The organism is Biostraticola tofi, assembly GCF_004343195.1.
In the GTDB taxonomy this organism is placed as follows: domain Bacteria; phylum Pseudomonadota; class Gammaproteobacteria; order Enterobacterales; family Enterobacteriaceae; genus Biostraticola; species Biostraticola tofi.
The window spans coordinates 452,267-478,633 of the sequence record NZ_SMCR01000001.1 but is presented as its reverse complement, the minus strand read 5'-3'; the positions used below and the strand labels follow the sequence as shown (position 1 = coordinate 478,633).

Annotated in this window: 30 protein-coding genes, 2 tRNA genes, 1 pseudogene and 1 riboswitch; of the genes and pseudogenes, 16 read left to right on the top strand and 17 right to left on the bottom strand. The window is 51.7% G+C overall.

What is annotated here, in order from left to right; genetic code table 11:
* Nucleotides 1-26 precede the first annotated feature (26 nt).
* The 3 genes from aztB to EDC52_RS02165 all read right to left on the bottom strand — a co-directional run bounded on the left by aztB (nucleotide 27) and on the right by EDC52_RS02165 (nucleotide 3,143).
* Nucleotides 27-890, bottom strand: a complete 864-nt coding sequence (gene aztB / locus EDC52_RS02180) for a zinc ABC transporter permease AztB (RefSeq protein WP_131864083.1) — start codon at nucleotides 888-890, stop codon at nucleotides 27-29.
* Entirely contained in the window at nucleotides 890-1,624 is a 735-nt protein-coding gene (aztA, locus tag EDC52_RS02175) for a zinc ABC transporter ATP-binding protein AztA (RefSeq protein ID WP_131863618.1), read from the bottom strand. Before aztA ends, aztB begins: the two co-directional genes overlap by 1 nt.
* A gap of 511 nt (nucleotides 1,625-2,135) precedes the next feature.
* A complete protein-coding gene (locus EDC52_RS02165; RefSeq protein ID WP_131863616.1) occupies nucleotides 2,136-3,143 on the bottom strand; it encodes an NAD(P)-dependent oxidoreductase in 1,008 nt (335 codons plus the stop codon).
* Nucleotides 3,144-3,247: 104 nt separating this feature from the next.
* Between EDC52_RS02165 and EDC52_RS02160 the strand changes: the two genes are divergently transcribed.
* Complete coding sequence (locus tag EDC52_RS02160) at nucleotides 3,248-3,862, top strand: TetR/AcrR family transcriptional regulator (protein ID WP_196237737.1); 615 nt, start codon at nucleotides 3,248-3,250, stop codon at nucleotides 3,860-3,862.
* 82 nt (nucleotides 3,863-3,944) lie between these two features.
* Here EDC52_RS02160 and EDC52_RS02155 read toward each other — a convergent pair whose 3' ends face one another.
* The 5 genes from EDC52_RS02155 to EDC52_RS02135 all read right to left on the bottom strand — a co-directional run bounded on the left by EDC52_RS02155 (nucleotide 3,945) and on the right by EDC52_RS02135 (nucleotide 8,218).
* Complete coding sequence (locus EDC52_RS02155; protein ID WP_131863614.1) at nucleotides 3,945-4,925, bottom strand: ABC transporter substrate-binding protein; 981 nt, start codon at nucleotides 4,923-4,925, stop codon at nucleotides 3,945-3,947.
* A complete protein-coding gene (locus tag EDC52_RS02150) occupies nucleotides 4,922-5,665 on the bottom strand; it encodes an ABC transporter ATP-binding protein (RefSeq protein ID WP_131863613.1) in 744 nt (247 codons plus the stop codon). The genes EDC52_RS02155 and EDC52_RS02150 overlap by 4 nt, the downstream gene beginning before the upstream one ends.
* On the bottom strand, nucleotides 5,658-6,410 hold the full coding sequence (locus EDC52_RS02145; RefSeq protein ID WP_131863611.1) for an ABC transporter permease: 753 nt from the start codon (nucleotides 6,408-6,410) through the stop codon (nucleotides 5,658-5,660). Before EDC52_RS02145 ends, EDC52_RS02150 begins: the two co-directional genes overlap by 8 nt.
* 24 nt (nucleotides 6,411-6,434) lie before the next feature.
* The gene (locus EDC52_RS02140) at nucleotides 6,435-7,046 is read right to left on the bottom strand and encodes a YkoF family thiamine/hydroxymethylpyrimidine-binding protein (protein ID WP_131863609.1); all 612 of its coding nucleotides are present in this window, start codon (nucleotides 7,044-7,046) and stop codon (nucleotides 6,435-6,437) included.
* Nucleotides 7,037-7,144, bottom strand: a riboswitch (TPP riboswitch). Its footprint overlaps the gene before it by 10 nt.
* A 168-nt stretch (nucleotides 7,145-7,312) precedes the next feature.
* A complete protein-coding gene (locus tag EDC52_RS02135) occupies nucleotides 7,313-8,218 on the bottom strand; it encodes a LysR family transcriptional regulator (RefSeq protein WP_131863608.1) in 906 nt (301 codons plus the stop codon).
* Nucleotides 8,219-8,354: 136 nt separating this feature from the next.
* On the opposite strand from EDC52_RS02135, the gene EDC52_RS02130 reads away from it, so the two are divergent.
* The 3 genes and pseudogenes from EDC52_RS02130 (at nucleotide 8,355) to EDC52_RS02120 (ending at nucleotide 9,946) form a co-directional block, all read left to right on the top strand.
* Complete coding sequence (locus EDC52_RS02130) at nucleotides 8,355-8,927, top strand: flavodoxin family protein (protein ID WP_230467944.1); 573 nt, start codon at nucleotides 8,355-8,357, stop codon at nucleotides 8,925-8,927.
* Between the two features lie 3 nt (nucleotides 8,928-8,930).
* Nucleotides 8,931-9,551, top strand: a pseudogene (locus EDC52_RS02125) (aldo/keto reductase); the annotation flags it as partial.
* 104 nt (nucleotides 9,552-9,655) lie between these two features.
* Entirely contained in the window at nucleotides 9,656-9,946 is a 291-nt protein-coding gene (locus tag EDC52_RS02120; protein WP_131863605.1) for a DUF1330 domain-containing protein, read from the top strand.
* 338 nt (nucleotides 9,947-10,284) lie between these two features.
* On the opposite strand, the gene EDC52_RS02115 is transcribed toward EDC52_RS02120, so the two are convergent.
* Both EDC52_RS02115 and mtfA read right to left on the bottom strand, forming a co-directional pair.
* A tRNA-Asn gene (locus EDC52_RS02115) sits at nucleotides 10,285-10,360 on the bottom strand.
* A 160-nt stretch (nucleotides 10,361-10,520) separates the two neighbouring features.
* Nucleotides 10,521-11,315 (bottom strand): DgsA anti-repressor MtfA, encoded by a 795-nt coding sequence (gene mtfA, locus EDC52_RS02110; protein ID WP_131864081.1) that lies wholly within the window; start codon nucleotides 11,313-11,315, stop codon nucleotides 10,521-10,523.
* 92 nt (nucleotides 11,316-11,407) lie between these two features.
* On the opposite strand from mtfA, the gene EDC52_RS02105 reads away from it, so the two are divergent.
* Nucleotides 11,408-11,497, top strand: a tRNA-Ser gene (locus EDC52_RS02105).
* On the opposite strand, the gene EDC52_RS02100 is transcribed toward EDC52_RS02105, so the two are convergent.
* From EDC52_RS02100 to EDC52_RS20385, 3 genes are all read right to left on the bottom strand, one after another.
* Entirely contained in the window at nucleotides 11,476-11,763 is a 288-nt protein-coding gene (locus tag EDC52_RS02100) for a site-specific integrase (RefSeq protein ID WP_131863603.1), read from the bottom strand. The two genes, EDC52_RS02105 and EDC52_RS02100, sit on opposite strands and share 22 nt — an antisense overlap.
* Before the next feature lie 153 nt (nucleotides 11,764-11,916).
* Nucleotides 11,917-12,231 carry a contact-dependent growth inhibition system immunity protein gene (locus EDC52_RS02095; protein ID WP_131863601.1) on the bottom strand — a complete coding sequence of 105 codons (315 nt, stop codon included), beginning with the start codon at nucleotides 12,229-12,231 and terminating at the stop codon, nucleotides 11,917-11,919.
* Between the two features lie 46 nt (nucleotides 12,232-12,277).
* Nucleotides 12,278-12,448, bottom strand: coding sequence for an endonuclease toxin domain-containing protein (locus tag EDC52_RS20385; protein ID WP_407924193.1), 171 nt, complete (start codon nucleotides 12,446-12,448; stop codon nucleotides 12,278-12,280).
* Nucleotides 12,449-13,574: 1,126 nt separating this feature from the next.
* Between EDC52_RS20385 and EDC52_RS02090 the strand changes: the two genes are divergently transcribed.
* A complete protein-coding gene (locus EDC52_RS02090; protein WP_131863600.1) occupies nucleotides 13,575-14,801 on the top strand; it encodes an MFS transporter in 1,227 nt (408 codons plus the stop codon).
* 42 nt (nucleotides 14,802-14,843) lie between these two features.
* Here EDC52_RS02090 and EDC52_RS02085 read toward each other — a convergent pair whose 3' ends face one another.
* The 3 genes from EDC52_RS02085 to EDC52_RS02075 are packed head-to-tail and all read right to left on the bottom strand — an operon-like array spanning nucleotide 14,844 to nucleotide 17,449.
* Nucleotides 14,844-14,996 carry a DUF2474 domain-containing protein gene (locus EDC52_RS02085; protein WP_131863599.1) on the bottom strand — a complete coding sequence of 51 codons (153 nt, stop codon included), beginning with the start codon at nucleotides 14,994-14,996 and terminating at the stop codon, nucleotides 14,844-14,846.
* Nucleotides 14,997-15,015: 19 nt separating this feature from the next.
* A complete protein-coding gene (gene cydB, locus EDC52_RS02080; RefSeq protein WP_131863597.1) occupies nucleotides 15,016-16,023 on the bottom strand; it encodes a cytochrome d ubiquinol oxidase subunit II in 1,008 nt (335 codons plus the stop codon).
* A 1-nt stretch (nucleotide 16,024) separates the two neighbouring features.
* A complete protein-coding gene (locus EDC52_RS02075) occupies nucleotides 16,025-17,449 on the bottom strand; it encodes a cytochrome ubiquinol oxidase subunit I (RefSeq protein WP_131863596.1) in 1,425 nt (474 codons plus the stop codon).
* Between the two features lie 401 nt (nucleotides 17,450-17,850).
* On the opposite strand from EDC52_RS02075, the gene EDC52_RS02070 reads away from it, so the two are divergent.
* From EDC52_RS02070 to EDC52_RS20010, 4 genes are all read left to right on the top strand, one after another.
* A complete protein-coding gene (locus EDC52_RS02070) occupies nucleotides 17,851-19,290 on the top strand; it encodes an aminotransferase-like domain-containing protein (RefSeq protein ID WP_131863594.1) in 1,440 nt (479 codons plus the stop codon).
* Between the two features lie 326 nt (nucleotides 19,291-19,616).
* The gene (gene cysI, locus EDC52_RS02065; protein WP_131863593.1) at nucleotides 19,617-21,314 is read left to right on the top strand and encodes an assimilatory sulfite reductase (NADPH) hemoprotein subunit; all 1,698 of its coding nucleotides are present in this window, start codon (nucleotides 19,617-19,619) and stop codon (nucleotides 21,312-21,314) included.
* Between the two features lie 267 nt (nucleotides 21,315-21,581).
* Nucleotides 21,582-22,031 carry an ECs1072 family phage-associated protein gene (locus tag EDC52_RS02060; RefSeq protein ID WP_165911637.1) on the top strand — a complete coding sequence of 150 codons (450 nt, stop codon included), beginning with the start codon at nucleotides 21,582-21,584 and terminating at the stop codon, nucleotides 22,029-22,031.
* Nucleotides 22,032-22,306: 275 nt separating this feature from the next.
* Nucleotides 22,307-22,465: a YnfU family zinc-binding protein gene (locus EDC52_RS20010; protein ID WP_230467927.1), complete on the top strand. Its 159-nt coding sequence runs from the start codon at nucleotides 22,307-22,309 to the stop codon at nucleotides 22,463-22,465.
* A gap of 142 nt (nucleotides 22,466-22,607) precedes the next feature.
* On the opposite strand, the gene EDC52_RS19815 is transcribed toward EDC52_RS20010, so the two are convergent.
* Entirely contained in the window at nucleotides 22,608-22,754 is a 147-nt protein-coding gene (locus EDC52_RS19815) for a hypothetical protein (RefSeq protein WP_165911636.1), read from the bottom strand.
* 211 nt (nucleotides 22,755-22,965) lie between these two features.
* Here EDC52_RS19815 and EDC52_RS02055 point away from each other — a divergent pair, with 211 nt between their 5' ends.
* The 6 genes from EDC52_RS02055 (at nucleotide 22,966) to EDC52_RS02030 (ending at nucleotide 26,201) form a co-directional block, all read left to right on the top strand.
* Nucleotides 22,966-23,262, top strand: coding sequence for a hypothetical protein (locus tag EDC52_RS02055; RefSeq protein WP_131863591.1), 297 nt, complete (start codon nucleotides 22,966-22,968; stop codon nucleotides 23,260-23,262).
* Nucleotides 23,263-23,670: 408 nt separating this feature from the next.
* Entirely contained in the window at nucleotides 23,671-23,895 is a 225-nt protein-coding gene (locus tag EDC52_RS02050) for a YgdI/YgdR family lipoprotein (RefSeq protein WP_131863590.1), read from the top strand.
* Between the two features lie 277 nt (nucleotides 23,896-24,172).
* Complete coding sequence (locus tag EDC52_RS02045) at nucleotides 24,173-24,580, top strand: hypothetical protein (RefSeq protein WP_131863589.1); 408 nt, start codon at nucleotides 24,173-24,175, stop codon at nucleotides 24,578-24,580.
* 242 nt (nucleotides 24,581-24,822) lie between these two features.
* Complete coding sequence (locus EDC52_RS02040; protein WP_131863588.1) at nucleotides 24,823-25,089, top strand: hypothetical protein; 267 nt, start codon at nucleotides 24,823-24,825, stop codon at nucleotides 25,087-25,089.
* A gap of 599 nt (nucleotides 25,090-25,688) precedes the next feature.
* Nucleotides 25,689-25,886: a con-10 family general stress protein gene (locus EDC52_RS02035; RefSeq protein ID WP_131864080.1), complete on the top strand. Its 198-nt coding sequence runs from the start codon at nucleotides 25,689-25,691 to the stop codon at nucleotides 25,884-25,886.
* Between the two features lie 153 nt (nucleotides 25,887-26,039).
* Nucleotides 26,040-26,201, top strand: coding sequence for a YqaE/Pmp3 family membrane protein (locus EDC52_RS02030; RefSeq protein ID WP_131863587.1), 162 nt, complete (start codon nucleotides 26,040-26,042; stop codon nucleotides 26,199-26,201).
* The last annotated feature ends 166 nt before the right edge of the window (nucleotides 26,202-26,367 follow it).

Below are 26,367 nucleotides of genomic sequence, written 5' to 3'. Positions count from 1 at the left end.
TTTTCCCTGGGTCTGTTCATTTGATTTTAATGTGAATAATGCTTTAATCGCCGAGTATTCTTCAGCATGATAATGGCCGCTGAGCCAAGATAGAGTGCGCCACTGGATAAAATAATGGCCGGACCTGAGGGCAGCGAGCAGTGATATGAAAATAACAGACCGCTCGCGCAGGCCAGCATTCCTAATAATATGGCCAGGATACACATAGACCAGACACGCTTGAGCCAAAAACGGGCTGTTACTGCAGGCAACACCATTACGCCAACCGATAATAGCGTTCCCAGTGCCTGGAACCCCGCCACCAGATTCAATACCACCAGCGCTAAAAACAGGAAATGCACTACCGATCCCAGACGTGAGACCGAACGTAGAAATAAAGGGTCTAGACATTCGGCTATCAGGGCGCGCCAAAATATCACTACCGTCACGAGCGACAGCAGGGCGACGCCGGCAATTAGCGCCAGCGCATCATGATTGAGCGCGAGTACCGTACCAAACAGCACATGCATCAAATCGACACTTGAACCGCGCAGCGATACCAGCAGCACGCCGAGCGCCAGCGAGATCAGGTAAAAAGCCGCCATCGAGGCATCTTCTTTTTGTATCGTCAAGCGGGAAACCGCGCCGGCGAACACAGCAACCATCAGACCGGCAACCAAACCACCGATCGTCATGGGTAAAATATTCAGCCCATAAAACAGAAAACCCACAGCGGCACCCGGCAAAATAGCGTGTGACATGGCATCACCCACCAGGCTCATGCGGCGTAAGGTCAAAAACACCCCGACCGGACAGGCGCTTAAGCAGAGCAGCCATGAGCCATACAGTGCCCGGCGCATAAAACCAAAGTCGATGAAGGGTGCCAGTAACCCATCGTGAAGCCACGCCATCATTGTTCAGCCACCCTTTGTAGGGTAAACCGGCCGGCGTTAGCCAGAGCAGCAGACGGCAGCGGTAAATCCCCCTGCAGTACCGTCTGGGTTTCACCCCAGGCCATCAGCTCTCCATTGACAAAAATCGTTTGCGGAAAATGGTCGCTTACCAGGGCAATATCATGGATAACCACTAATATCGTGCGCTGTTGTGCATGCCACTGCTTAATCAGCCGTAACAAATCCAGCCTGGTGGATCCGTCGATGGCATTAAATGGTTCATCTAGCAGAATAATGCCCGCATCCTGCAAGATGACCCGGGCGAAGAGCGCACGCTGTAGCTGACCCCCTGATAAGGCGCTGAGGGACCTGTTGCCAAACCCATCCAAACCCACCGCCTGCAACGCGTTAGCGACACGTTGCCGGTCTTCAGCCCGATGGCGCAGGCGTAATCCTCTCTGCGGCCACAGGCCAAGGGAGACCAGATCGAGGACATTGGCCGGAAAGGTGCAGTCCAATGCTGAACTCTGCGGCAGATAAGCGACACGCTGTGCTGAGTTCACGCAGCATGATCCGCATAACGGCGGTAAAATACCGGCAATGCCTTTCAGCAGTGTCGATTTACCTGAACCATTGGGGCCAATCAGGGCAGTCAACGATCCTGTTAGTAATTCTCCATTGATATTTTTTATCGCCGGGACGCGCTCATAGCCCAACGTCAGGTCAGTCAACTGTACAGCGGTGTTACGCATCACCAAGATTCCACACAAAAAGTTACTGATAGATACGTTATAACATATCAAATGAAATGTAAATGATTGAGTGGCTTGACCAACACGCCGGCCCTGGCTTGGCGGATGTCTAACCGGGTGTGTTGCCACTGCCCGCGCAGCAGCAATCTGGTCTCTGCGGTAATGCGATGAATAAAAAAGAGCGGCTGCGGCTATTAGCGTCTGTTTGCTGCCAGTCGCTTGAGCAGCGGCGTCAGCGTGCAGGTTTCAAGCCCTGATTCTTGATAAGGCGGGTTATCAGGTTTCCATTGTTCAGGAACCTCAAACTTCCCTGGCTGATGATGTGGCCGCTACTGGCCGTATTCTGCAACTTCAACAGGGGCGCTCATTGTTGGTAGGGCATAGCTACGGCGGTTTTATTATCAGTGATGCAGCCAGGCTTAGCCAGCGTTTCAGCCTGGCTTAACCGGCACTGCTGGCGTCGAACCCGGCAGGAGAAAGCAAGCCTGCCGGTGTCACCGGGTCGTGAGACTTATATTAACGGCAGTTCCAGTAGTTGTCCTTCCTCCGCCGCCAGACGGGCCAGATAATGCGAGGCATCCAGGATTTGATAGGGAAAGTAAAGGCCCGGCGTGACCGGCGGCTTTCCATCCAGCCCAGTCAGTCGTTCAAGCAGCAAGGCTATCCCCATGCCGGTCAGCGGGGCTGCACCGCCCGGATGGACTACCGCATGTCGGGTGTGAAGTGCCTTTCCCTCGTGGTCCAGGCCAGTAATATCGAGGATGATTTCGGTCGAGAATGTTCCGCCTTGGCGTCGGCTCGAACTAATGCCCACGCCCAGGTCGAACTGCACGCTCTGCGCGCCGGTTGACGATGCCAGCCCAACCACATCGATTGACGAGAAGCCGGAGGCATTGATTGCAGTTCCGTCGACTGCGTTGAACACCGCCTTGGCATCATGACCCTCACGCCATAGATAATCGCCAGCCCGGCGGGTGAGCGCCCTGGGCATCAGATGGTTCAAATGTTCAAAATCAGCGGCAACCGCCGGACCGCCGGCATCGTCTTCATCCACCAGGGCACCAATGCGAATTTCATCTACCTGGCTGAACGACGTGGCCAGATGGAGCGCAGACACCGTGGTGGCGCCGACCAGCCACTCGTAGCCAAGCACTATCGCCGCCGCACCCGGATCATTCATGTAACTGGCGATTTCCGGCGCTATTTCGAACACCCCCGAGGAGATGCTCAGATGGGGCACGCCACGGGATTGGGCGAAGCGGAGTGCGGCCAGCGAGTGGTCCTTATAGAGGACCACCACCGCACTGATTTTTCTCGCGCCGAGGCCCAGATCGGCACAGGCCGTATCGATCGCCACACCTTGTGCTGTACCGATTTCCGCAGCTGCCGCCTGGGCCTTGGTCAGATCACGACCGCCAATCAGCAGGGGCATAGCGGGATAAGTGGCGCGTATGGCCCGCGCGGTCTGGCGGCCAATAGCACCGGACCCGCCCAGGAGGAGTATGGGATCAAATGACATAAACGTGTATCCTTGTAAGGTGGTTAATCTACTATTAGTAGGAATGGTAGCACTGATGATAACAGTAAGCTACTTTTAGTAGGTTTTTTTTCGAGCGAGGTATTATGAAAGAAAAGAACGTCCCGGGAGCCGCAGCGCCCTCGAAGAGATTATCGAAGGCAGAACGGCGGCAGCAATTGCTCGACACTGCGCTGCTGATGGTGCGAGAGGAAGATGCGGATCGACTGACTCTGGGGCGCCTGGCCGAGCGTGCCGGGGTCTCCAAACCGGTGGTCTATGATCATTTCGCCACCCGATCGGCGTTGCTGATCGCGCTTTACCGCTGGATTGATATGGAGCGAGTCAGTGCCTTCGCTGAGGCGATGGCCACCCAGTGCAAAAGTACGCCGGAAACCATACAGGTGCTCGCCAGCGCCTACATCGATTGCGCCGAAGACACCACTGACGAGTTCCATTCGGTGGGTGCGGCACTGGCGGGAAGTGAAGAGAAGGCGGAGGTGTTACAAGAACTTTTGGACAACTGTGTCGCGATGTTCGTCACAGTGCTGACGCCACACGTAAACCTGTCGCCGGGAGCGTTGCTGCACTGCTGCATTGGCCTGGTTGGCGCGGGAGAAGCGTTGTCCGCGGCTCTAGCACGTGGACGGTTGAAGCAGACTGACGCGGTTACTGCCTTTGCTGCACTGATTAAAGGGGTGGTGCAGGCGGGCGATAGTTGAAAGATCTATAGGGGGGGCTCGCTTAGGTCACCCCCCCGCCACGCGGTTGCGCTCTGGAATTTTCTTTACACGGCGTTCAGAATTATTTTGTCATCCAGCGCTGATCGAACCAGTCCGAGACCTCGCCGGGCCAGGCCAGCGGTGCGCCGTCCGGGCCTTTTAGCACGCCTTTCTCGAACAGAAACTGCGCCATGGCGGCGAACCGAACCGGGTCGATCTGGCCGACCGGGGTGTCGCCATCGCGCAGATAGCCCCCGTCAACAATCGCATGCATTGAACCGTGAACCAGTTTGGCGTTCGAAAATCCCCCAACGGCTATCAGCATCTCGGCCGCTTCGTCAGGGTGTGCTGCTGCCCATTCATAGCCCTGTTGGGTCGCGTGCATAAAGGCCGCTACCCGATCCGGCTGCGCGGCCAACATGTCACTCCGCGTGGCGATAAAGCCGTTTTGTTGATCGGGGATACCGTAATCCGCATAGGTGAAGGAGGCCTGCCGCCGTCCAAGCAATGCGCTGTTTACCCCTTCCCAGGTCGATACCTCCAGAGTGAAATCTACCCGGCCCATGGCCAGTGCTTCATAGGCGCCGGTGCCGAGCGTAACCGTATTCCACAGTGGATCACCGCCGTCATGACGTATCATCGTTTCGATGAGCGCCGCTTCCCACGCGCTGCCAAACCCTGCATAGGTCTTGCCCGACAGATCGGCAGGGCGCTTGATGGCGGGGTTGTCGGCGTTGTAGACCACTCTCCCCGTCTCATGCTGCATCGTCGCCCAGAGTGCCGTGATATCGGCGCCGCTGGCCTTGGCGCTAACGAATCCGAGCGAGGTCAAATAGCCGAAATCTGCCTTACCCGCCGCCAGCAGCGCGGCCGGACTGGTATCGGAATAAGGCAGAATATCCACATCGAGCCCGGCTTTGGCGTAAAAACCTTTCTCGCGCGCCACGACCAGGCCAATGTGATTGGTATTCAGCGTCCAGTCGAGCGCTAGAGTAACCGGGGTTTGCGCCAGGACCTGGAGGGGCAATAGCAGGCAGGCGGTAAGCAGAAATTGACGTATCATCGGCAGGGTTGCTCCAGTAGCAGGGATTTCAGGGTATCACGCAAGGGGGCCATGTCGACTTCGCCGCGTTGACCATGGGGTAGGGTAACCGGTATGTCGGCGATAATTCGGCCAGGAGCGGCCGCCATGACCAAAATGCGGTCGGCGAGCAGCGAGGCCTCATGCAGGTCGTGGGTCACCATAAGCACGCTGCGCGGGCGCTCAGCCAATCGGTCGAGCAGCCATATTTGCATTTTGATTCGCGTCACCGCATCCAGCGCCGAAAACGGTTCATCCAGCAGAACAAAGCGGCTCTCCTGCACCATGGTGCGCAAGAACGCAGCGCGTTGCCGCATCCCCCCCGACAGCTGCGAGGGATATTGCCCCTCACACCCGACCAGGTCGAACGAGGGGAACAGCGATAACGCCTTGGTCATGGCCGCCCGCCGCGCCATGCCAGAAACCTGAAGGCCAAGAGCCGCATTTTCAGCGATAGTCAGCCAGGGAAAAAGCGCATCATGCTGCGGCTGATAGCTCAACAGCGGATGAGGGCGCGGGCACGGAACGCCGTCAAGCAACAAGCTGCCTGCTGCCTGCAATGCCGTGGTCGGGATGCCGGCCAGCCATTTCAGCACTGACGTCTTGCCACAGCCAGAGGGCCCAATCAAGGCGGTGATGCCGTTGCTCGGCAGCGTCAAAGAGAGATCGTTGACCAGTCGGCGGGTCGCTGTGCTAATGGTCAGATCCTGGATCTCAAGCATCGCCTTGCGCCTCCGGTCCCCTGGCGGTAAGCCGGTCGATAATCCGTAGTCCCCCAAGTAAGGTCAACGTCAGCGCGGCCGAGACCACGACGGCGGCCAGTACCAGATCGGCGCGGAAATTATTCTTCGCCGACAAGATGTAAATGCCAAGCCCCAGCCGGGCGCCGGCGTATTCGGCAAAGATTGTTGCGACGATTGAATAGGTTGCGGAAATCCTGAGACCGGCCAGCAAAGCGGCCCGGGCCGAGGGTAGCGTGGCGCTGCAAAACACCCGCCAGCGCCCGGCGCCCATGGAGACTAACAAGTCAGAATAGGCGCGCGGCGTTTGGCGGTAGCCTGACAACAGGCTTAGCAGGATCGGGAAGAAGGTCACCAGCACCACCAGCAGCACCTTGGGTAACAGCCCGAAGCCGAACCACAAGATCATCAGTGGGGCCAAGGCGACCAGCGGCACCGTCTGGCTGGCGACGAACAGCGGCATCAGCCCGCGCTTGGCCCAGGGCAGGAAGTGAAGCGCGACGGAGGTGACGAAAGCGAAGCCTATCGACAGGCCAAAGCCCAGCCCAGCCACCCTAAGCGTCGCCAGCGCGTGACTGCCGATCTCGGCTCGATTGATCACCAGCGCACTCAGCACGCCGGACGGTGCCGGCAATATCAGCGACGACACACCAGACAAGCTGCAATAGGCCTCCCAACAGGCCAACAGCACGGTAAACACCACTAAGGTCGGAAAAATGCGCAGCACGTGCCAGCCCTCAAGAAAGATGGCTTAGCGAGCGGAAGGGCTGTTCGCAGAGGCGGTCAAGTCAATGGTGACATGGCCCTCGGCCGGTCCGAATCTTAGAAACGCCTGTCGCAGCGTTTCAAACACGGCGCCCGCATCGCCTCGCAGTCGGGTGCAAAAGTTCTTGGAACGCAAAAAGGTGCCGGAGGCTTTGAGGAAGTCGATGCAGCCATAGATTTCATCCATATGCCGATCTTGCCCAAGTACATACAGCGAGAACTGTATATCGAGTTCCAGGTTCATGACCGGCGCGCCGTTGACGGCGGCCAATGCTAATGACTGCCGTTCGGCGAGGGGCAGATGTTGCCCTACGGTCAGCACCTCGCAGCGACAGGACGGTTCGTCCGGTTCTCCGGGGCAGCCGCGCGAAATGGTGGCGTGCAGAGTCACATGCGCCGGATCCCGCGCCGCCCGGGTGATAAGATCGCGGATCGCATCAAACAGCGGCTCAGGCGCGCCAACCATCAGGGTCGACATATCGTCGGTCTCGATTCTGAGATGACTGCGATAGGGGGCCAGGGCGTCAAGCCCAGAAAGTATGACTCGGACGAAATCCGACGTCATGGGGTAGAGCGACACCTGAGCGCCAATAAACATGATTATCCTCGCTACGCCGGCATTATCCGGATCAGCTGTGAAGGGTTTGCGCGGCATTGCGCATCTCAGCCCCGAACGGAGCGCCCCTGATGTAGGCGGGGATTATGCGTTCATAAGCTGACCCCGTCAAGCGGGTGGCGGCGAGGCGGTGATCTTCAAACGGAGCTGACATGGCTATGCGGTAAAAATACCCCCATTCGTCACGTTTTTTCATTGGTATAATGGAGAGGCGGCATGTTGGCACCAAGATGGGGTTATCCCTTGAATTAGTCAAAATAAGGTTTCAACACTTCTTCAGTCCAATTCATAAAAGCCCTGACTCGTTGCGATAGATTGCGCCTGTGCGCGACAACGAAAGATGCATTTAGCGGCATGGGCCGCAGATTGGGAAGGATTTCAACCAATGTTCCACGTTGGATATGGGGCAGGAGTGCGGAATAACCTCCCTGAATTAACCCCAATCCCGCCAGTCCTGCTTCATGGTAGGCTGGTACGCTATTGACCGTCATCGTGCCGGGTAACATCAGTGACTTGTAGCCATCACCTGACGGATATTCCCATCCGTCAGGTTTGGCGCCAAAATTCCGCATGTAATGAACCATCCGGTGCCCCTGATTACGAAGATCATCAATCGTCTGCGGCACACCGAAGCGTTTCAGATAGCCAGGACTCGCCGCATTGATCATCCGTAATTTTCCTAGCGGCCGGGCAATCAGGGATTCATCAACAATAGGTCCCAGACGAATTACGCAATCAAATCCTTCCAATACCAGATCAACTCGACGGTCAGTACTCGAAAGCTCAAGTTCGAATTCCGGGTGAGCGTCCAGTAGTTGTGGTAGTGCGGGAATAACCACGCTCTGTGCCAGAATAGCCGGCATATCAACGCGTAAACGCCCTCGAAGTGACATTCCGCCAGGTGAAAATATTGACTGTAGTTCGTCTGCTTCCGCCAGCAAGTCTCGTGCACGCGAATAAAAGATGCGGCCATCTTCGGTCAACTGCACAGTCCGAGTCGTGCGGTGCAAAAGCGTGGCGCCTACGTCATGCTCGAGCTCGCGCACCACTATTGAAGCACGTCCTTTCTGAATACCAAGGCTTTCAGCTGCCTGGGTAAAGCTCTTCATTTCTGCCACTCGCGCGAAAATAATAAGTGCCTCAAGATTTTTCATTGTTCCTCGCTCAGATAACAGTGTGTTAATTTTTAGGTTATTTATGACTACTGTAATACTTAATAGACTGTCTTCACACCGCGTTATCCAGCGCAGACACTTGCTGAAGGCAATTCTCATGACTCAACCCCTTTCAATGATTCAATCTGTAGTCGTCTATCACTCTGGCTATGGGCATACAGAGCGGATGGCGGCCGCTGTCGCTGAAGGTGCCAGCGCCACACTCGTGGCTATCGATTCAGAAGGAAACATTTCTGAAGACGAATGGGCAAAGCTCAACGCGGCAGACGTGATTTTGTTCGGTTCGCCAACCTACATGGGAGGACCGAGCTGGCAGTTCAAAAAATTTGCGGACGCCTCGTCAAAACCCTGGTTTGAGGGCAAATGGGTTAACAAGATTTTCGGTGGCTTTACTAACAGCGCGAGCATTAATGGCGACAAGCTGAATACGCTGGCCTATTTCTTTTTGCTGGCCGGTCAGCATGGTGGTATCTGGGTCAACATGGATATTAAGTCCTCGAATACCAAGGCCTCTTTACGTGATGATCTGAATCGGATGGGCTCAAATATCGGTGCCATGGCTCAAACCCCTGCCGATGCTTCCCCTGAAGAAATGTCAACAGGTGATCTTGAAACAGCACGCCTGTATGGCGCACGTGTCGTAAATATTGCCTCCCAGTTTCAACCTATGAATTCAAAGAGTCGTTGAATTACCTCACCTACACTTGACGATCTCACCCGGCAAGGGCTGGTTCGTTATGTTGGCGTGTCGAACTGGGCCGCAGGTAAGCTCGGTAAAGCACTTGGCCTGAGTGAGGCGCGTAATACAACACGTTTTGAGACACTTCAGGCTTATTACTCTATTGCCGGGCGTGATGTGGAGCGGGAATCAGTGCCCCTGATCCGGGAGGAAAAGATGGGCCTCCTTGTCTGGTCGCCGCTTGCCGGCGGTTTACTTTCCGGAAAATTCGGACCCGATTCATCAGCACAGTCCGATGCACGACGTAGTAAATTCGATTTCCCACCCGTCGATCGCGATCATGCCTGGCAATGCGTTGCCGCAATGCGCGCCATTGCAGAAGAACACGGCGTATCGGTCAGTCAGATAGCGCTTGCGTGGCTACTGGCCAGACCCTATGTCACCAGCGTCATCATCGGCGTAAAGCGTATCGAGCAACTCGACGACAACCTCGGCGCAGTCGATATCATTCTGACAGCAGAGGAACTGGTGCGATTGGATGAGGTAAGCGCTTTGCCACCTTATTATCCAGGATGGATGATTGAGCATCAGAACGCCGCTCGCCGCCAGGCATTCTCCCGTTCTCAAAACTGAATCAAATTAAAACGTTGTAAAATCCCCGTTCCCGCTGTTTGCATGTTTGCCTACAGAACGGTATTGCGCTGGAATAAATCACGTCTTGCAAAAGAGATAAAGAAATGAACAAAGGTTATTTAATCGCGCATGTCACTGTATCGAACGCTGTTGTCTACGCCGACTATGTTAAGGCTGCCGGAGAAGCAATGCGGGCGTTCAGTCCAAAGATTATTGCCTGGTCCGGGCAGTATGAAAACCTTGAGGGAGAATCCCATGAAAGGCATGTTGTTTTTGAGTTTGCTTCTTTTGCCGAGGCCAAACGTTTTTATGAGAGTCCTCAATATCAGGCAGCCAAAGCACTACGTGCAGGTGCTGCGAGCGGAACTTTTGTGCTGGTTGAAGGGGGAGCTTGATTTTCGGCGTAATGCTTGATAAAAAAGTTAACACTTCTTTGGCACGAAGGTCTGTCATCAGACTGACCTTCGTGCCAGATATGATGTTCATTGGGGCATCATGGGAATGTTATGAAAGGAAACAGCCCCAGTATTTGCTGCCTGCTGTGGATGAAGCCTGAATTAAGCGACGAACTTCGTTTAGGCAGACAAAAACATTTGGGATGATTTTGAATCGCACCAACTATTATGCGTTGAACCAGAACGTCCGTTCTTCGCTGTGAGTTCAACCGACAGTCAGAAACCGCTAAAAGCAAAAAGCCCGCTTAAGTTTCCTTAAGCGGGCTTTTCCAGAATCTTGGCTCCTCTGACTGGACTCGAACCAGTGACATACGGATTAACAGTCCGCCGTTCTACCGACTGAACTACAGAGGAATCGTTTGAACGGGGCGAATCATATCGACCTACCTGCCAACTGTCAACGGTTATAGCCGCCAGTTGAGCGCGATTGACTAACCCTTCGCCAGATTGGCGAAGAGAACAGCCAAAAGTACGGTTTTTCATTGATTTGCTGGTTAATGATGATGTCAGGCTTTCAGTAACACTGATCGTCGGTTTTTCCGCAATCTGGCGCTGCCTGCAGTCGAGTCAGCGGATCTTGCCGATAAAACTGCACAAAATTGAGATAAACCTCAGGAAATCGCTCGTGCAGCAACATCGGAGAACTGAAAAAGTACTCTGACAGCACCGCAAAGCACTCGGCCGGATCGCTGGCCGCATAAGCATCCATGCTGGCGGCGTCTTCACCGACTGAATCGATTTCATCCTGCAGTGACTCCATGGCTTGGTGGATCAGTCTTTCCCACTGGGCCACATCGCGCATCGGGATCAACGGCACGCCGTTTACCACCCCGGCATTGCGCAGATCCAGTTTATGGGCGGTTTCATGGATGACCAGATTAAAACCGCACAAGTCGAATGAATCCTCGATTTCCTGCCAGTTAAGCACGACTGGACCCTGATCCCAGCTCTGCCCCGAATGCACCATTTGGCCACTGTGCACCAGGCCAAATTCATCTTCCCACTGATCCTCTACCAGAAATGGCTCAGGATAAATCAGCACTTCATGAAACCCATCCAGCCATTCTATTCCCAAACCTAATATCGGGAGTGAAAACATTAGCGCTATCCTGGCTTCCATAACCTCTGTCAGCACCAAATCCTGCAGGGGGAGCAACTTTTTACTCTGCAGGAATTTTTGCGCCAGCTGCTGCAATTGGCGTTGCTCCTCTTGGCTAAGGGGAGAAAACAGGGGCACGGCGAGGGCTTCCGACCAGATAGCGTGCGCCTGGGCAGGGGGAGTGGTGTTTTGCCATGGCCATTTCATCATCATTTTGCTCGATTACTCATCAATTGAATGGTCAGATGTGGCTTAAGGCTATTAAAATGCCGTAAAACAGGGCATCATAGCAACCGCTAAAAGGAGAGATGCCGGAGCGGCTGAACGGGACGGTCTCGAAAACCGTTGAAGGAGCAATCCTTCCCAGGGTTCAAATCCCTGTCTCTCCGCCATTTTTCAATGAGTTACAACCCTTCATCCTCATCAAAAATTCTGCATTAAGAAAACCTGAGAAAACCCGCTGAGAAAAATACAACCGCAGATTGGCAGAGCTATTCACTTTTGCGTGACTGTCCAGAGAACGGGTCACTTTGATCAGGCGATCATATGCCACGACCTGCGACTCGGTCTTATGCCCGCTGAGCATCTGTTTTTGCTGGATCGAGCCTTCAGGTTTTAATATGCCGTTGGCAATGAGGTCGTGGAAATTAAATTTCATTTTCTTGTAAGATGCAGCATAAGTATGGTGCTGCCTCAGAATTCAGTTTACCGTAGAAATAGAAATGCGACATGATAATAAACGCGCCCGTGAATAGCGTTCGATAATGGTCAATGATATGAACGTCCCGACCGAGGCCGGAACATTTGATCATTATTTGCAGCGACTGAAAGCTAAACATTTATTATAATTAGCTAAAGTTTTTTCTCTATCATATAAATCGGGGTCAAATGTAACTTCAGGGTGAGTCCATACGTTATCACGCGGCTCTGGAAGTACGAAGCGGCTATGTGATAGCGTATCAATAATTAACTTACCAAGCTCTTCGTCATCAATATCAGGCCTTAAAAGATGCTGGACACCCTTGGGATCAAGCTTTGTATTTCTGTAGCCTGAATGTGTATCAAGACAGATAAAATCATTGTTCATCTTTGCGGTTGCGAATGCCGTCTTTATTGGGTTTTTCATCCTATTCCACCAACGTTACGAATACGTTAACACCGACTGATCTACCCTATTGGACTCCACGTTCCAATTGCAATATCTGTTCTGGCGTAGTGTTTTTTGGTATGGCTAAATGTAATTGACGTTCAGTTATCATTTCAGTATGAAGGTAATCGAGGCCACGTTCATACGCTTTGAATTTTAACATTTCATCGATATAAGCTTTTGTTTTCTGGTAAATTTCAGTTCATCAGCAAACCGAGCGCGACCCACTGGTGCAGAAATCCTATGATATCGAGCCGCAAACGCCTAACGGTAAATAGAGGGGCGATTACGGTATAACAGGCATTGGGCGTAGGTGCATTGCAGTCTTAATCGTTGTTTATTAAATGAATTGGGTGCAAGTAAGTGAAAATATTATTTTTCATCTATACTTAAAGTCCCTTAATCAAGAGGAGACGCTATGACTGGGCAACATACCCCACCAGACAAAAAAAAGTCAGACGGTGCAGAAAAACCTGAGAAACAGCGTGATGATCCGGGATCGGCCCCTGAATCAGGCGATAAGCAACCCGCTTGAATGTCAATTAACCGCCTTCGGGCGGTTTTATAATTATATATTATATCCTTTAGATTATATATTATAGCATTAAGCCATTAAGCCATTAAGCCATTAAGCCATTAAGCCATTAAGCCATTAAGGCATTAAGGCATTAAGGCATTAAGGCATTAAGGCATTAAGTATCAGGTCGGATGGAGAAGAAAACGGGTATTATCCGGTAGACAGTGGCTTTGATTGAGTCGGCGCAGCAGCAAATTTGATACCGGTAGCCGGAGCGTCGTCAGCTGCGCAAGTCGCTACCAGTAAAACTCATAAAGATACCCATTCTCTGATGATCTGGTTTGACAAAAGTGGGGTTGTGACTCAATGGATAAGGTGATAGCCATTTTGCACCTGACACTCATGATGGGCTGCGAATAATCGCCAGATAACCCCATTGCCGCTGGGATGAACTGTTGCATAACACTTGGAAAGGTAACGCGTTAGCGCGCAGTGCTTCCGGGCGGTTTTGTAGAGTATGCTCAAGACCGATCCCTATATAAAGCATCAGGCAGATACCCCTAAGCGATCATTTAATTCAACGCCTAGCCAGCAAAGCCTTGCTAACCCGCCTCATCGCCTGGTTCTCGAACCGTCCCCCAATGACAAATAAAGTCAATGCGCTGACATTGACCATAGGCAGTTATTTAACCGCGTTTTTTCTGTATATTGATGGGTTTTTGGGAACTCGGTGAATAATGCTTTGCTTGATGCAGTGTTAATTAGACACATTGTTCACCTCAACCATAGACAGGGAGCTAAGTCAGTGAGTGTAAAAAGTACCGCCCGGCACCGGCATGTGTTTCACTCCGCTGCGTTCAGAAATCTGTTCTGTGCGCGATTCCTGACGGTATTAGGCAATGGTATTGCACCTATTGCCCTGGCGTTCGCGGTGCTGGATATCGGGGGTTCCGCAGCGGATTTAGGCATGGTTGTCGCGGCGCGTTCCATCTTTAATGTCGCATTTTTGCTGATCGGTGGCGTGCTGGCGGATCGATACTCCAGAAGCGCCGTGCTGCTAGGCTCATCGGTGACCGCTGCGCTATCGCAGGGACTGGTTGCCTGGCTAGTGCTTGATGGCAGCGCCACCCTGCTGTGGCTTGCCTTACTGGGGACGGTTAACGGAGCGGCGGCAGGGGTCGCGCTGCCCGCCTCTTCGGCAATGGTGCCGCAAACGGTGCCGACGCATCACCTCAGACAAGCAAACGGTTTTATCCAATTGGGCATCTATGCCGGCACGGTCATTGGCGCATCATTGGGCGGCGTGTTAACCGGTGCGGTCGGGCCTGGCTGGGGTCTGGCTGTCGATGCGCTGGGCTTTGGGGCATCGGCACCGCTCTATTTTTTAATCCGTATTGATGCTGCCCAACGGGTTACCTCCCAGACCAATGTGCTGCAGGATCTGCGCGACGGCTGGCGGGAATTTATCAGCCGCGTCTGGGTGTGGTCGATCGTGGCCCAATTCACGATAGTGAATGCGGCATTTAGTGGGATGGTGATGATCCTGGGCCCGGTCATTGCCGATGCGACATTTGGCCGGACCCACTGGGGGATGGTGGTCGCGGCTGAAAGTATTGGACTGATTGTCGGTTCTTTTATCGCCTTACGCTGGCGACCGCTCAGAGATCTGTTTATCGGGGTCATGCTGGTGGCGTTTTGCGCTGTGCCGATTGTGATGCTGGCTGTAGCCCCTTCAGTGCCCCTGCTGATGGCAGCCTTTTTGCTGGCCGGGGCCTGCTTTGGCCAGTTTGGTGTGGTCTGGGCTCATTCGCTGCAAACCCACATTCCGCCAGAAAAACTGGCCCGGGTCTATGCCTATGACGCCATGGGATCATTTGTTGCCATCCCAGTTGGCGAGCTGGCCGCCGGGCCTCTTGCCATGCAGTATGGCACCACAACGGTATTCCTGGCTGCTGCATGCGCTATCTTGATAGCGACCTTTATCGTCGCTGCTATTCCCGCCATCCGGCATTTTCATCTTACGGCCAGATAACTTTTTTTACTCACCGCTATCACTGCTGGCATGATTTTTCACTTAATGGCTTTTCATGCCGGCTGCTGTCATCATCAGCCGAAACAACTGTGCAACCACTGCCAACGCCAGAATACTGGCGGACCAGATGACCACCATCCACAACAGCCGTTTCCACAGAGGGGAAGGGCCAGTGATGTGCCTGATTTCTGCCATGTCGTTCTCCTGTCACCTATCAGTGATAACCCTGGTCAGGCGTGACCTTGCCGCGAAACACGTAATAACTCCAGAAGGTATAAATAAGAATAACGGGAATAATCAACAGCGCGCCAACCAGCATAAACGCCTGACTCTGACGGGGTGCGGCGGCCTGCCAGATAGAAATCTCCGGTGGGATTATCGTCGGCCAGATGCTGATGCCTAACCCGGCAAAACCAAGGAATATCAGCAGCAGGGTGAGTAAAAAAGGCGAGTAATGGGCCCGGCGCTTGATGGCGTGAATGATGCCCAAGGCAGAGGCCAGTACCAGCAGCGGCACCGGCAGCAGATAAAACAGATTAGGCAGTGAAAACCAGCGTTGGGCAATCGCCGGGTGTGCCAGAGGGGTCCAGATACTGATAATGGCGACGACCGCCAGCAGCGCAATCAACAGCCGCGCTGCCAGGGCAGACATTTTACCCTGCAGTCCATGCTCGGTTTTCATAATTAGCCAGGTGCAGCCGAGCAGCGCATAGGCGATAACCAGCCCGATGCCGCAGAATAAAGGGAAGGGCGCTAGCCAGCCGAATGCCGGACCGCTGTATGCTCGGCCGGTTACCTGAAAGCCATTGATCACCGCCCCAACGGTTACCCCCTGACAAAAGGTGGCAACAATGGAACCAACGATAAAGGATTTGTCCCAGAAGGGGCGGTGGGCCGGCGTGGCCTTAAAACGAAATTCGAAGGCGACGCCACGAAAAATCAGTCCGATTAGCATGACGGTCAACGGAATGGCAAGCGCATCGATAATCACCGCATATGCCAGAGGAAAAGCGCCGAACAGCGAAGCGCCTCCCAGCACCAGCCAGGTTTCATTTCCATCCCATACCGGGGCGACGGTATTGACCATCATATCGCGTTCAGTGGCATCCTTGTTAAAGGGGAAAAGGATGCCAATCCCCAGGTCAAAGCCATCCATCACGATGTACATCAGGGTGGCAAAGACGATGATGGCGAACCAGGTGATTGATAAATCGATACTCACGTTACTGCCTCTTGTTTGAAAAATCTAACGGTTCCTGGATTGCCGATAGTGGGCGGGCTGGAGTATGAGCCCGGCCCGGGCCACCCTCGGCGGTATGGTTTCCCTCGCCTTGCCGGGGACCTTTTTTGATCAAATGCATCATATAGAGGTAACCGACGCCGAACACCGACAGATAGACAACGATAAACGTGATCAAACTGATGCTCATATGCAGGTCGCCATGTGCCGATACGGCGTCTGAGGTGCGCTGCAAACCGTAGACTACCCAAGGCTGGCGACCTATCTCGGTGGTAAACCAACCGGCCAGAATGGCCACCAGGCCTGACGGGCCCATCAACAGTTGGAACCACAGGAAAGGGCGGCTGTGATAGAGGCGTTTTTTGATCCGTAACCTTAGGCTGATGGCTCCCAACAGAATCATCAGCATGCCCAGGGCCACCATGATGCGGAATGACCAGAAAATAATCGTCGAATTGGGACGGTCCTCCTTAGGAAAACTTTTCAGTGCCGGCACCTGTTTATCCAGGCTATGCGTCAGAATCAGGCTGCCGAGATACGGGATTTTGAGCGCATATCGGGTTTTCTCCTCATCCATATCCGGTATGCCGAACAACAGCAGCGGCGTCGCTTCGCCAGGATTATTTTCCCAATGACCTTCAATGGCGGCAATTTTCGCCGGCTGATGTTCTAGCGTGTTAAGACCGTGCATGTCCCCCAGAAATGCCTGTATCGGTGCGACGATCAATGCCATCCACAGCGCCATGGACAGCATTTTGCGGATCGCCGGGGTATCGTTTTTATGCAGTAGATGCCAGGCAGCGGAGGCACCGACGAACAGCGCCGATGCCAAGAAGGCGGCGGTGGTCATGTGCAGTAGTCGATAGCCAAAGGAAGGATTGAAAATCACCGCCAACCAATCAACCGGTACGACGACGCCGTGTTGAATTTCAAATCCCTGGGGGGTCTGCATCCAGCTATTGGACGCCAGGATCCAGAAAGTCGACATCAACGTGCCCAGCGCGACCATGCAGGTGGCGAAAAAATGCAGCCCCTGGCCAACGCGGTTTAGGCCAAACAGCATTACCCCCAGAAAACCGGCCTCAAGAAAGAAAGCGGTAAGGACTTCATAGGTTAATAGCGGACCGGTAATGCTGCCGGCAAACTCTGAAAAACCACTCCAGTTAGTGCCGAATTGATAAGCCATGACCAGGCCTGAAACCACGCCCATGCCAAAGTTAACGGCAAACACCTTTGACCAGAAATGATAAAGATCCTGATATGCCGGGTTTTTGGTTTTAAGCCACAGACCTTCGAGCACCGCCAGAAAGCTGGCCAGTCCGATGGTGATCGCCGGGAAAATAATGTGAAAGGACACGGTAAACGCAAACTGGATCCTTGCGAGATGAAAGGCATCTAATCCGAACATTGCTGACCTCTGACTGCTTTATATATCCACCTAGGGCGCCGGTTTTGTTTTTTTTAAAACCCGTCATTAGGACGCTTGATGCCAAGGTAGGGTTAATCACATCGCCATCACCCGCCGGCCACGGATAAGGGGGCTGCCAGGGAGAGGCTTTTAAAGCGATAACGTCGGCTGATGGCCGGGCTTGGTAGCTGATGGCCGGGCTTGGTAACAAGCCTTATCAGGCAATGGGCGGCGTTAACCGGGGGATGTTAAAACTAATTGAGTCGATAGAGTAGGGACAGTAGCAGGAAGTTGGCCTATAACAGTTAATAAAAAAATGGTTTTTATCATGATTGTTAAGTATCCTGGATGGTCTTTCACTGTGCAGGGGCCCCCCTGTATGACAATGGCATATTATGGCAATGGCAAAATTTGAAGAGCTGGCGGCGACCATCAGGCAGCAGATCACCGCAGGTGTCTGGCAGGTGGGGGAAAAATTGCCCTCGCTCCGTGAACAGACCTTTCAGTCAGGCATGAGTCTGATGACGGTAATGCACTCCTATCAAATTTTAGAAGGTCAGGGCTGGATAATATCACGGCCACAATCCGGTTATTATGTCGCGCCCAAAGCCGAGTTCCTGTCAGTACCCAAAGCGCAGAACCGCATGGCGCATATCGGCAAAGTTGACATGAACGCCTATATTTTCGACATATTACAGACCATCAGTGATCCTGACATTGTTCCCTTCGGATCCGCATTTCCTGATCCCAGTCTGTCGCCGCTCTCTCAGGTCACCCGCGCCCTGGCGGCCGTGGCGCGGGAGATTACCACGGCAGAGTTGCTTGATTATCTGCCGCCGGGAAATTTTTCGCTGCGCAGCGCGATTGCCAAAAGATATGCCCAGGCCGGCGTTAATGTCTCCCCCGATGAGATAGTTATTACCGCAGGTGCATTAGAGTCATTAAACCTCAGTTTGCAGGCGGTAACCAAACCTGGCGACTGGGTGGTTATTGAGGATCCCTGCTTTTATGGTGCACTGCAGGCGGTAGAAAAATTAGGCCTGAATGCGGTTTCGGTAACCTCTGATCCGCAATCCAGCATTGATTTGGCCGCGCTGGCAGACGTACTGGCCTCTACCGAGATCAAAGCCTGCTGGCTGATGACCAATAGCCAGAATCCATTGGGTTATACCCTCAGCATTGAAAAGAAGCGGCAGTTGGCGGCAATGCTGGAGCAGCATAACGTGGTGCTTATAGAGGATGATGTCTACAGCGAGCTTTATTTTGGCCAGGAAAAACCTAAGCCGGCGATGGCATATATGCCGCAACGCAACAGTCTGCACTGTGGTTCCTTCTCGAAGAGCCTGGTCGCCGGATTCAGAATTGGTTGGGTGGCGGCGGGGAACTATGCCGAAGAAGTGAAAAAACTGCAGTTGATGAGCACGTTGTCCACCAGTGTGCCAATGCAGTTAGCCCTGGCAAAATACCTGTCTACGCAAAATTATGACCGGCATCTGCGCGGGATCAGAAAGACGTTGGAGCAACGTAAAAATCTTGCCTGGCAATGTTTGAAAAAACACCTCCCTGAAAATGTAATAATAAACTATTCAGCCAGCGGCTATTTTTTGTGGATTGAATTGCCGGCCGCGGTGGATGCCAGCAGGCTGTGTGCAATCATGCTGGACCATCATGTGAGTATCGCGCCGGGTAATATGTTCACCACTGGGGGCGATTATAATAATTACTTTAGAATAAATGTTTCATACCCGTGGAATAGCCGAGAGGAGGAGGCGGTGATGAGATTGTCTTCAGAAATACGCCGGCTGGAGAACCCAGAAAATATTTTTGGCTATAACAAATAACTTTTTATTATTATCCGTTTTTGATAGCCAGTAAGAGATCTCAGGGTAGGCGATTAATTAACTGCATGAAAAACCTTGATAAATTATTAATAGGGCTGTGCCGAAAGTGTGATGGTACTGTTATAGCCTAGAATCAACAAATTGTTTCTGTTTAATCAGTGATACCCGTGTTTGACTACCCCTGCACATAAAAAAACGACAACCGCTGCCGGCATTATCGCGCCATCTCAATCCTGAGCTCAGGTCGATGGGCAGGTGGGGCGTAGCCTCGATGTGATGGCGCTAGATGCCGAAGTGACGTAAAAGTGAAAGCAGGGGACATATCAATGAGCAATGATAAATTATCAGATAATGAGCGTCTTAAAAGCAAAAGCAGCTTATTGCGCGGCACCATTTCAGACGATCTTACGGATAATCTGACCGGTGGATTTAATGGCGACAATTTCCAACTGATCCGCTTTCATGGCATGTATCAGCAAGATGATCGGGACATTCGCGCCGAGCGCATGGAACAAAAGCTTGAACCCCGCCATACAGTCATGCTGCGCATACGCCTGCCGGGTGGAATCATTACCCCCGAGCAGTGGTTAGGTATTGATGAATTTGCCGGTCAACATACCTTGTATGGCAGTATCCGCATAACCAATCGACAAACCGTGCAATGCCATGGCGTGCTGAAGCAGGATATCAAACCGGTTCACCAACTGCTGTCACGACTGGGGCTAGATTCAAGAGCGACCGCGGGTGATGTCAATCGTAATGTCTTATGTACTGCAAATCCGGTTGAATCATTATTGCATCAACAGGCTTATGAGTGGGCGAAACATATTTCAGAACATTTGTTACCGCGCACTAATGCCTATGCCGAAATATGGCTGGATAAAGAGAAAATTTCCAAGTCTGAAGATGAGCCTATCCTGGGTAAAAGTTATCTGCCGCGCAAGTTCAAAACGGCAGTGGTTATTCCGCCGCAGAATGATGTCGATATCCATGCGAATGATCTCAGCTTTGTGGCCATCGGCGAAGCGGGCCAGTTGACGGGCTTCAATGTGCTGGTGGGCGGCGGTTTGGCCATGACCCAGGGTGATACCAGTACCTATCCGCGTTTGGCCAGTGAATTCGGTTTTATACCCCTGAACGCGACCTTGGCGATTGCCGAAGCCGTGGTATCGGTACAGCGGGATTGGGGCAACCGATCAAACAGAAAAAATGCCAGAACGAAATATACCCTCGAAAAGGTCGGCGTAGAGGTATTCAAAGCCGAAGTTGAAAAACGTGCTGGGCAGCAGTTTGAGCCCGCCAGACCCTATTCTTTCGACCAGCGCGGCGATCGAATCGGTTGGGTAGAGGGTATTGATGGGAAATATCACCTGACATTGTTTATTCCCAGTGGTCGCTTGCTGGATAAAGCTGATGATCGATTAAAGAGCGGTGTTGCCGCTATTGCCCGCGTGCACCGTGGTGATTTCCGCTTAACGCCGAATCAGAATATCATCATTGCCGGTGTAGAATCCGGCATGCGGGACCAAATTGATGCCCTGGCGCGTGAATATGGTCTTATCCAAGATTCCCTGACCGAACAGCGCAAAAGCGCAATGGCCTGTGTATCATTTCCGACCTGTCCGCTGGCGATGGCTGAAGCCGAGCGGGTATTGCCGGATTTTGTGCAAAGAATCGAAGCTATTCTGGAGAAATATAAGCTTGGCCATGAAGCCTTTATCTTTCGCGTTACGGGGTGTCCAAACGGTTGCGGCCGGGCGATGTTAGCCGAAGTCGGGCTGGTAGGGCGTGGCCCGGGGCGTTACAACCTTTATCTGGGAGGCAATCGAGAAGGCACCCGAATACCGCGTTTATATCGCGACAATATTGATGTGGATACCATTTTTAATCAACTGGACCCATTGATACTTTCCTGGGGAAACTCAAAACAACCGAATGAAGGTTTTGGCGATTTTCTTATTAGGACCGGTATTGTGGCTCCCGTGATAAATGCGGCGCTGGATTTCCACCTGCCCACCGCCTGATCCTGGCGCTAGTCGCTAGTCGCTAGTCGCTAGTCGCTAGTCGCTGCGGGCGCTGCCTTCTCCGTATCATCCCGGCATCGCCAAGCTTTGCCTTACGGTCTATGCTTGATAGTAAGGCGGCCCGCACACGCAGATCCGGCCGGATATTCTGTTGCAGCTTTACTGCCGCCGCGAGGCTATGATCCCTTTGAGGATCAGCCGAATAAACAAACGCGTCGGCAGTAATCAGTACCTGAATTACCCCCGATGCAGCGGAGGAAGTTTGATATGCATAATTACCGCGTCTTATGGCATCTGATAACCAATCGAATCGCAGCAAATCGTCATATTGATTTCCCGGCGGATGATCAATGGAACAGAAATAACAGCGATCATATTGAGGTTTTCCTCAAGTCTTTGCAGATATTCTGCCTGGAACTGTCGCTGCATCGCCACAGAGAAGAGCACGCCACGCTGTTTGAACCGCTGCTTGGCAAGGATGCGCTGCATCATAAGATCCTCACCCAAACCCATTGGAAACTCGCTTATATCGAAGCGATGCCGCTGTGTGAAAGCCTGTTGGTTATTCAGGATGATTTGCGCCGTGAATATTTATCACCAGATGCCCAGCCGTTTTTGACTAACCGGGGGCTACCGGTCTATGTGCCGGAACTTGATCTGATATTGGATGCTGACTGGGATCCGCGCGAAAATCAAAGCTACCTTACGCAAGCATAATGTTGTCGGGACCGATGCTTTTCAGCGCTGGTTGAGGAACAGGCGCAGCCTGCAAGCGTTGTTGCAAATGAAGTCGCTAGATTCAGCATCAGTGGTCAAGGCAATCCTCAATATACTTCCTGACCTCAGTGAGCAGCGTTGATTGCGGTGATTAACCGTGGTAAATTCATGGAATTGACTGACGATATGGAGATATACCATAATATTCAAAGGGTTGAATGAGTAGGCGAGAACTGTAGTATACTGAGGCACATTCACCTACCAGGTCGAATCCCGTGTCCTATTTCTCTGATATTCTCAGTAAAGTAACCAGTAATCAGAAGAACACCCAGTGCCCTATTTGTCATAAGTTTGCCCGCCAAGATGCTCATAAGGTCGCTAAAGGGTTGGCGATGCTGTGTCCTCATTGCCATGCACTGTTTGTTAAGCCATGATCGCGGTTACGAAGCAGGATTCTCATTGGCAGTGGCGATTGCAGTGCGACTGATCGATCTGATTGACTGACAAAAAGCGCACCGCCCCGAATTATCGAGGCGGTGCGATGGATGGGTTAAGCCGGACCTTGGAACGAGAGACTTATTTGGCCGTATTAACCTGATGGCTTGAGCTCTGGCTTACCGGGTAGGTGTTGGTATAGCTTTGATAGTCACCACCGGCTGCCATCGAAACGGCAGGAACAATAAGTGATGCAATAAGGGCAACAGCGGCGATTGATTTTTTCATGATGATATCCTTTGATGTAAGAGAAAGCCTTTCGCTTTCGATGGATTTATAATAACGTTCATTAATAAAATCAGAAATCGAAATAATTTGCCCTAATCATTCAAAAAAACTGATGTTTTTTATGCCGAGATAATCTGGCCAACTGCCGCTACCATCACCTTCAATAGCTTATCTTCATTACATTATCTTCATTACACCAAGAGTAATCACCATGGCCAAATATCCAACCGGTAAATATCTGATGACCCCAATCTTCAGTGAAGGAAAATCACTGTTGGTTTATGTAGTAAAGGGAACCCGAATAGAAGATATGCCCAGTGATGAGAATCAGGACTATCCCGGTGAAATGCATCTGTCCTTGCCGGAGACTAACGGCCGTCTGGACAAGGATTATGCAGAGCTGGTCGCAAATGCCGCTGCGGGAGATGTGCTGGTGTTTATTTGTGCGGGCGATCAGGTTTATTCGTACGGTTTTTCTAAAATCAAAACGCTGGCAGCGCAGAGGTAACTCATCAGTGATCTGGCAGCCAGCCTAACATCCGCCAAGCCGCGAGTTCAGCAATGAAAAAAAACACCCACCAAAGATCATTGTGGGTGCGTAACATCACATAGGCCAGCTCTGGAGTGAGATGACGGTTGAAAATAACATCTGCAGAGCCGCCGGGCAAATCACAATCCCTAATCATCCGCTTTTAAATATTCATACTTATTATACTGTTACATTATTTTTCAATGCCTAACTTAAAACTGACTTCAGCGCCAGCAGGCCGCCGATATAGCTGAAGCTGTACTCACCGGCCGTCAAGATAAACCTGATACTGCCTCATTTTAAAGCCAAGAATATTGCTAAAAATATACCGATTTCATCTTTATGTGCTAAACCTTAAAGCAGGCTAGACAAAAAAAGGAGTTCATTATGAAGAAAGTACTCTACGTTTTATCTGCGGTGGTTTTATCTGTTTCTCTGGCCGGCTGTGCTGGCAACAATTATGCAATGCACACCAATGATGGGCGAACCATTGTCAGTGAAGGCAAGCCCAAAGTTGATGATCATACCGGTATGATTAGCTATAAAGATGCCAATGGCACCAAACAGCAAATCAATAGAAATGACATTAAGGAAATGGTTGAAATTAAATAAACAGAGCGTTTCTTTGATTCTATCTCCTTGGTGGCCCCGCTTCGGCGGGGTTATTTTATAGAATGAACTCTTTAACACTAATATTACAGCAACTTCTCCCGCCGACACTATTCTATTATTTACTGTTCCCCTTTCCCCGTAGACCCAATGGGTATCGATAACCAATAGGTGGAATCATATGAACCCCACAAGCCGACCTCTTACTGCTGAGCATCGGGCCCCGTCCGTAGCATCGCCATCCTCACCCCCTATGCTGAAAGGCCAACAGCCGCGGGGTATGCAGGTTATCGCTCAGCATTGCCTGCGGGCGGTAAATACGGCTGACGAAGTTCCAGTAAAGCAGGCAGCTTTGTCGCTGGCAAAGCGCAAACGGGTCAGCGGGCTGAAATTGATAATCCCTGCCGCTAACCTGTTGCTTACTCACGAGCCAAGTTTCGGTGCTAATGATTATTCTTACGACCGCTCCCCGGCCCTTGGCACCGTTGATCCATTTAACCCGTCGGCCAATTTGGGCTGTTGCTCCCTGCAGCACAACGCCAGATCGCTGGCAGCAGCCAAAAGTATGTCACCCGTTAAAGCCGAAGCAGCGCCCCACTTATCCGCTATCGCGGCATTGCCGGTAACCCACGCCTACAATTACACCCCGCCGACCGAACATGACCTTAGCTTTGACAAGATCAGTTAATGGCTGAACCAAGTCCCTCGCTACGCTTTGCTGCAAAAAAAATGCCCCGGTAAACGGGGCGCATGTCTAAAAATGTAACCTATAATTTTATTATAAATTGCATAGTAGTGACTGAGTGTGTCAGAAAAATGTCGGCCTCTGCCTCATCACCGGCTGATGATAAACCGGGTAACACAGATAGAGTTCGCGCTTACGGTGCCGAACTCAGAGGTACTATTGGATTTGAAAAGTGATGGGGTAATATGCGCAAATCATTCAGGCATTATCGGCTGGAGCGCTGGAAAAAAACGCGGCAGAAGGGTTTTTGGCACTATGTGCTGATAAGGGGCCTGTTAGGCTGGGGCGTAAGCAGCGCGGCTGGGCTATTGCTGGCCATGTTTTTCTTTTTCGATACACCGATTACCAATTTCTCTGCGCTGATGACTTTATTTGTCTATTTGCTCATCAGCTTCCTGAGAGGCTGTATCAAATGGGTAATGATGGAGAAACAGTTTAAGGAAACGCAATAATCTTAACCGCTCTGGCCGAGGGTATGCCGGCGGCAGGGTCAAAACACCACTTACGTCTTGTTCGAGGAGGGTTTGACTTCACCGCGCCTAAGACGACGTAGGCCGCGCGGTTAAGGCAGATGGCGAGCAGTGCTGGGGGAAGCCCGCCAGGGCATTGGCAGGACGCTATGTTGTCATTTGCTCTCGTCCCGTATCGGCGTCTGTAGCCGAGCTGATTTGCAGCTTGATATATATCGGTATGTATATTATTTCTTTTTGTTTTTAAATATCTCTAGCCGCTTTGCTTGTTAATAATTTAACCTTACAAAGGTGATTTGCATATTAATATGCTGAATTTGTGATAGATATCACGTAAGCCGATTGGTTAATTTATCTAATGTAATCAGCTTGTTAACTCAACCATACGCAATTGAAATAGCGATTAGCTTCATATCTGCCTGTATTTCATGAAATTTTAAATGATTTACATAAATAGATCTTATTTATATCTGCTCCTACACTCAGTCCTGTTGAACGACATTATCTTGCCTGTTCAATTTATCATTGTGATTTCATTATTATCCCTTGGCAATTTAATTATTGCTCTTTTGGAGGTTTACATGGCAGAACAACGTGGTAAATCAGGCAACTTCGCTGATGATAAACAAAAAGCATCCGAGGCAGGTAAAAAGGGCGGCCAGTCCAGTAAAAGTGGTACCGGCAGTGGCAGCAATTTTAAAGACAACCCTGAAAAAGCCTCTGAAGCGGGCAAGAAGGGTGGACAGAAAAGCCATAGCGGTGGTAAGAGCAACAGCTGATCCCGCCGGCTTATCTGCACTACTCTGACTGTACGACCCCTGCCGCTCACGTAGCGGCAGTTTTTTTGCCAGGCATAAGCGCTGTGGTTCGATTGACGATAGCGCCATTTAGCCTATGCTTAGGGGGAAAACACTTTTTATCAGGGAGATACTATGGATTTACTGAAAATAATAATCGCAATTATTCTTCCGCCCCTTGGCGTGTTTCTTGAAGTCGGCCTGCGGGGTGCTTTCTGGCTGAATATCCTTCTCACCTTACTGGGCTATATTCCCGGTATCGTACATGCGGTGTGGGTTATCGCCAAACGTCGTTGATGTTCCAGGACAGCGTCCGGTCCGAAGACGTTTGTAGCCTCAGCCGGTATCCTCTCTGTTGCCGGCTTTGGTCTGATTCCCTGCCGCAACTGTATCCACTAAAGAGGGCCTATTATGCAAGACAACGCTGATCATCAATCGCTGCTGGCACGAATTGAATCCCTCG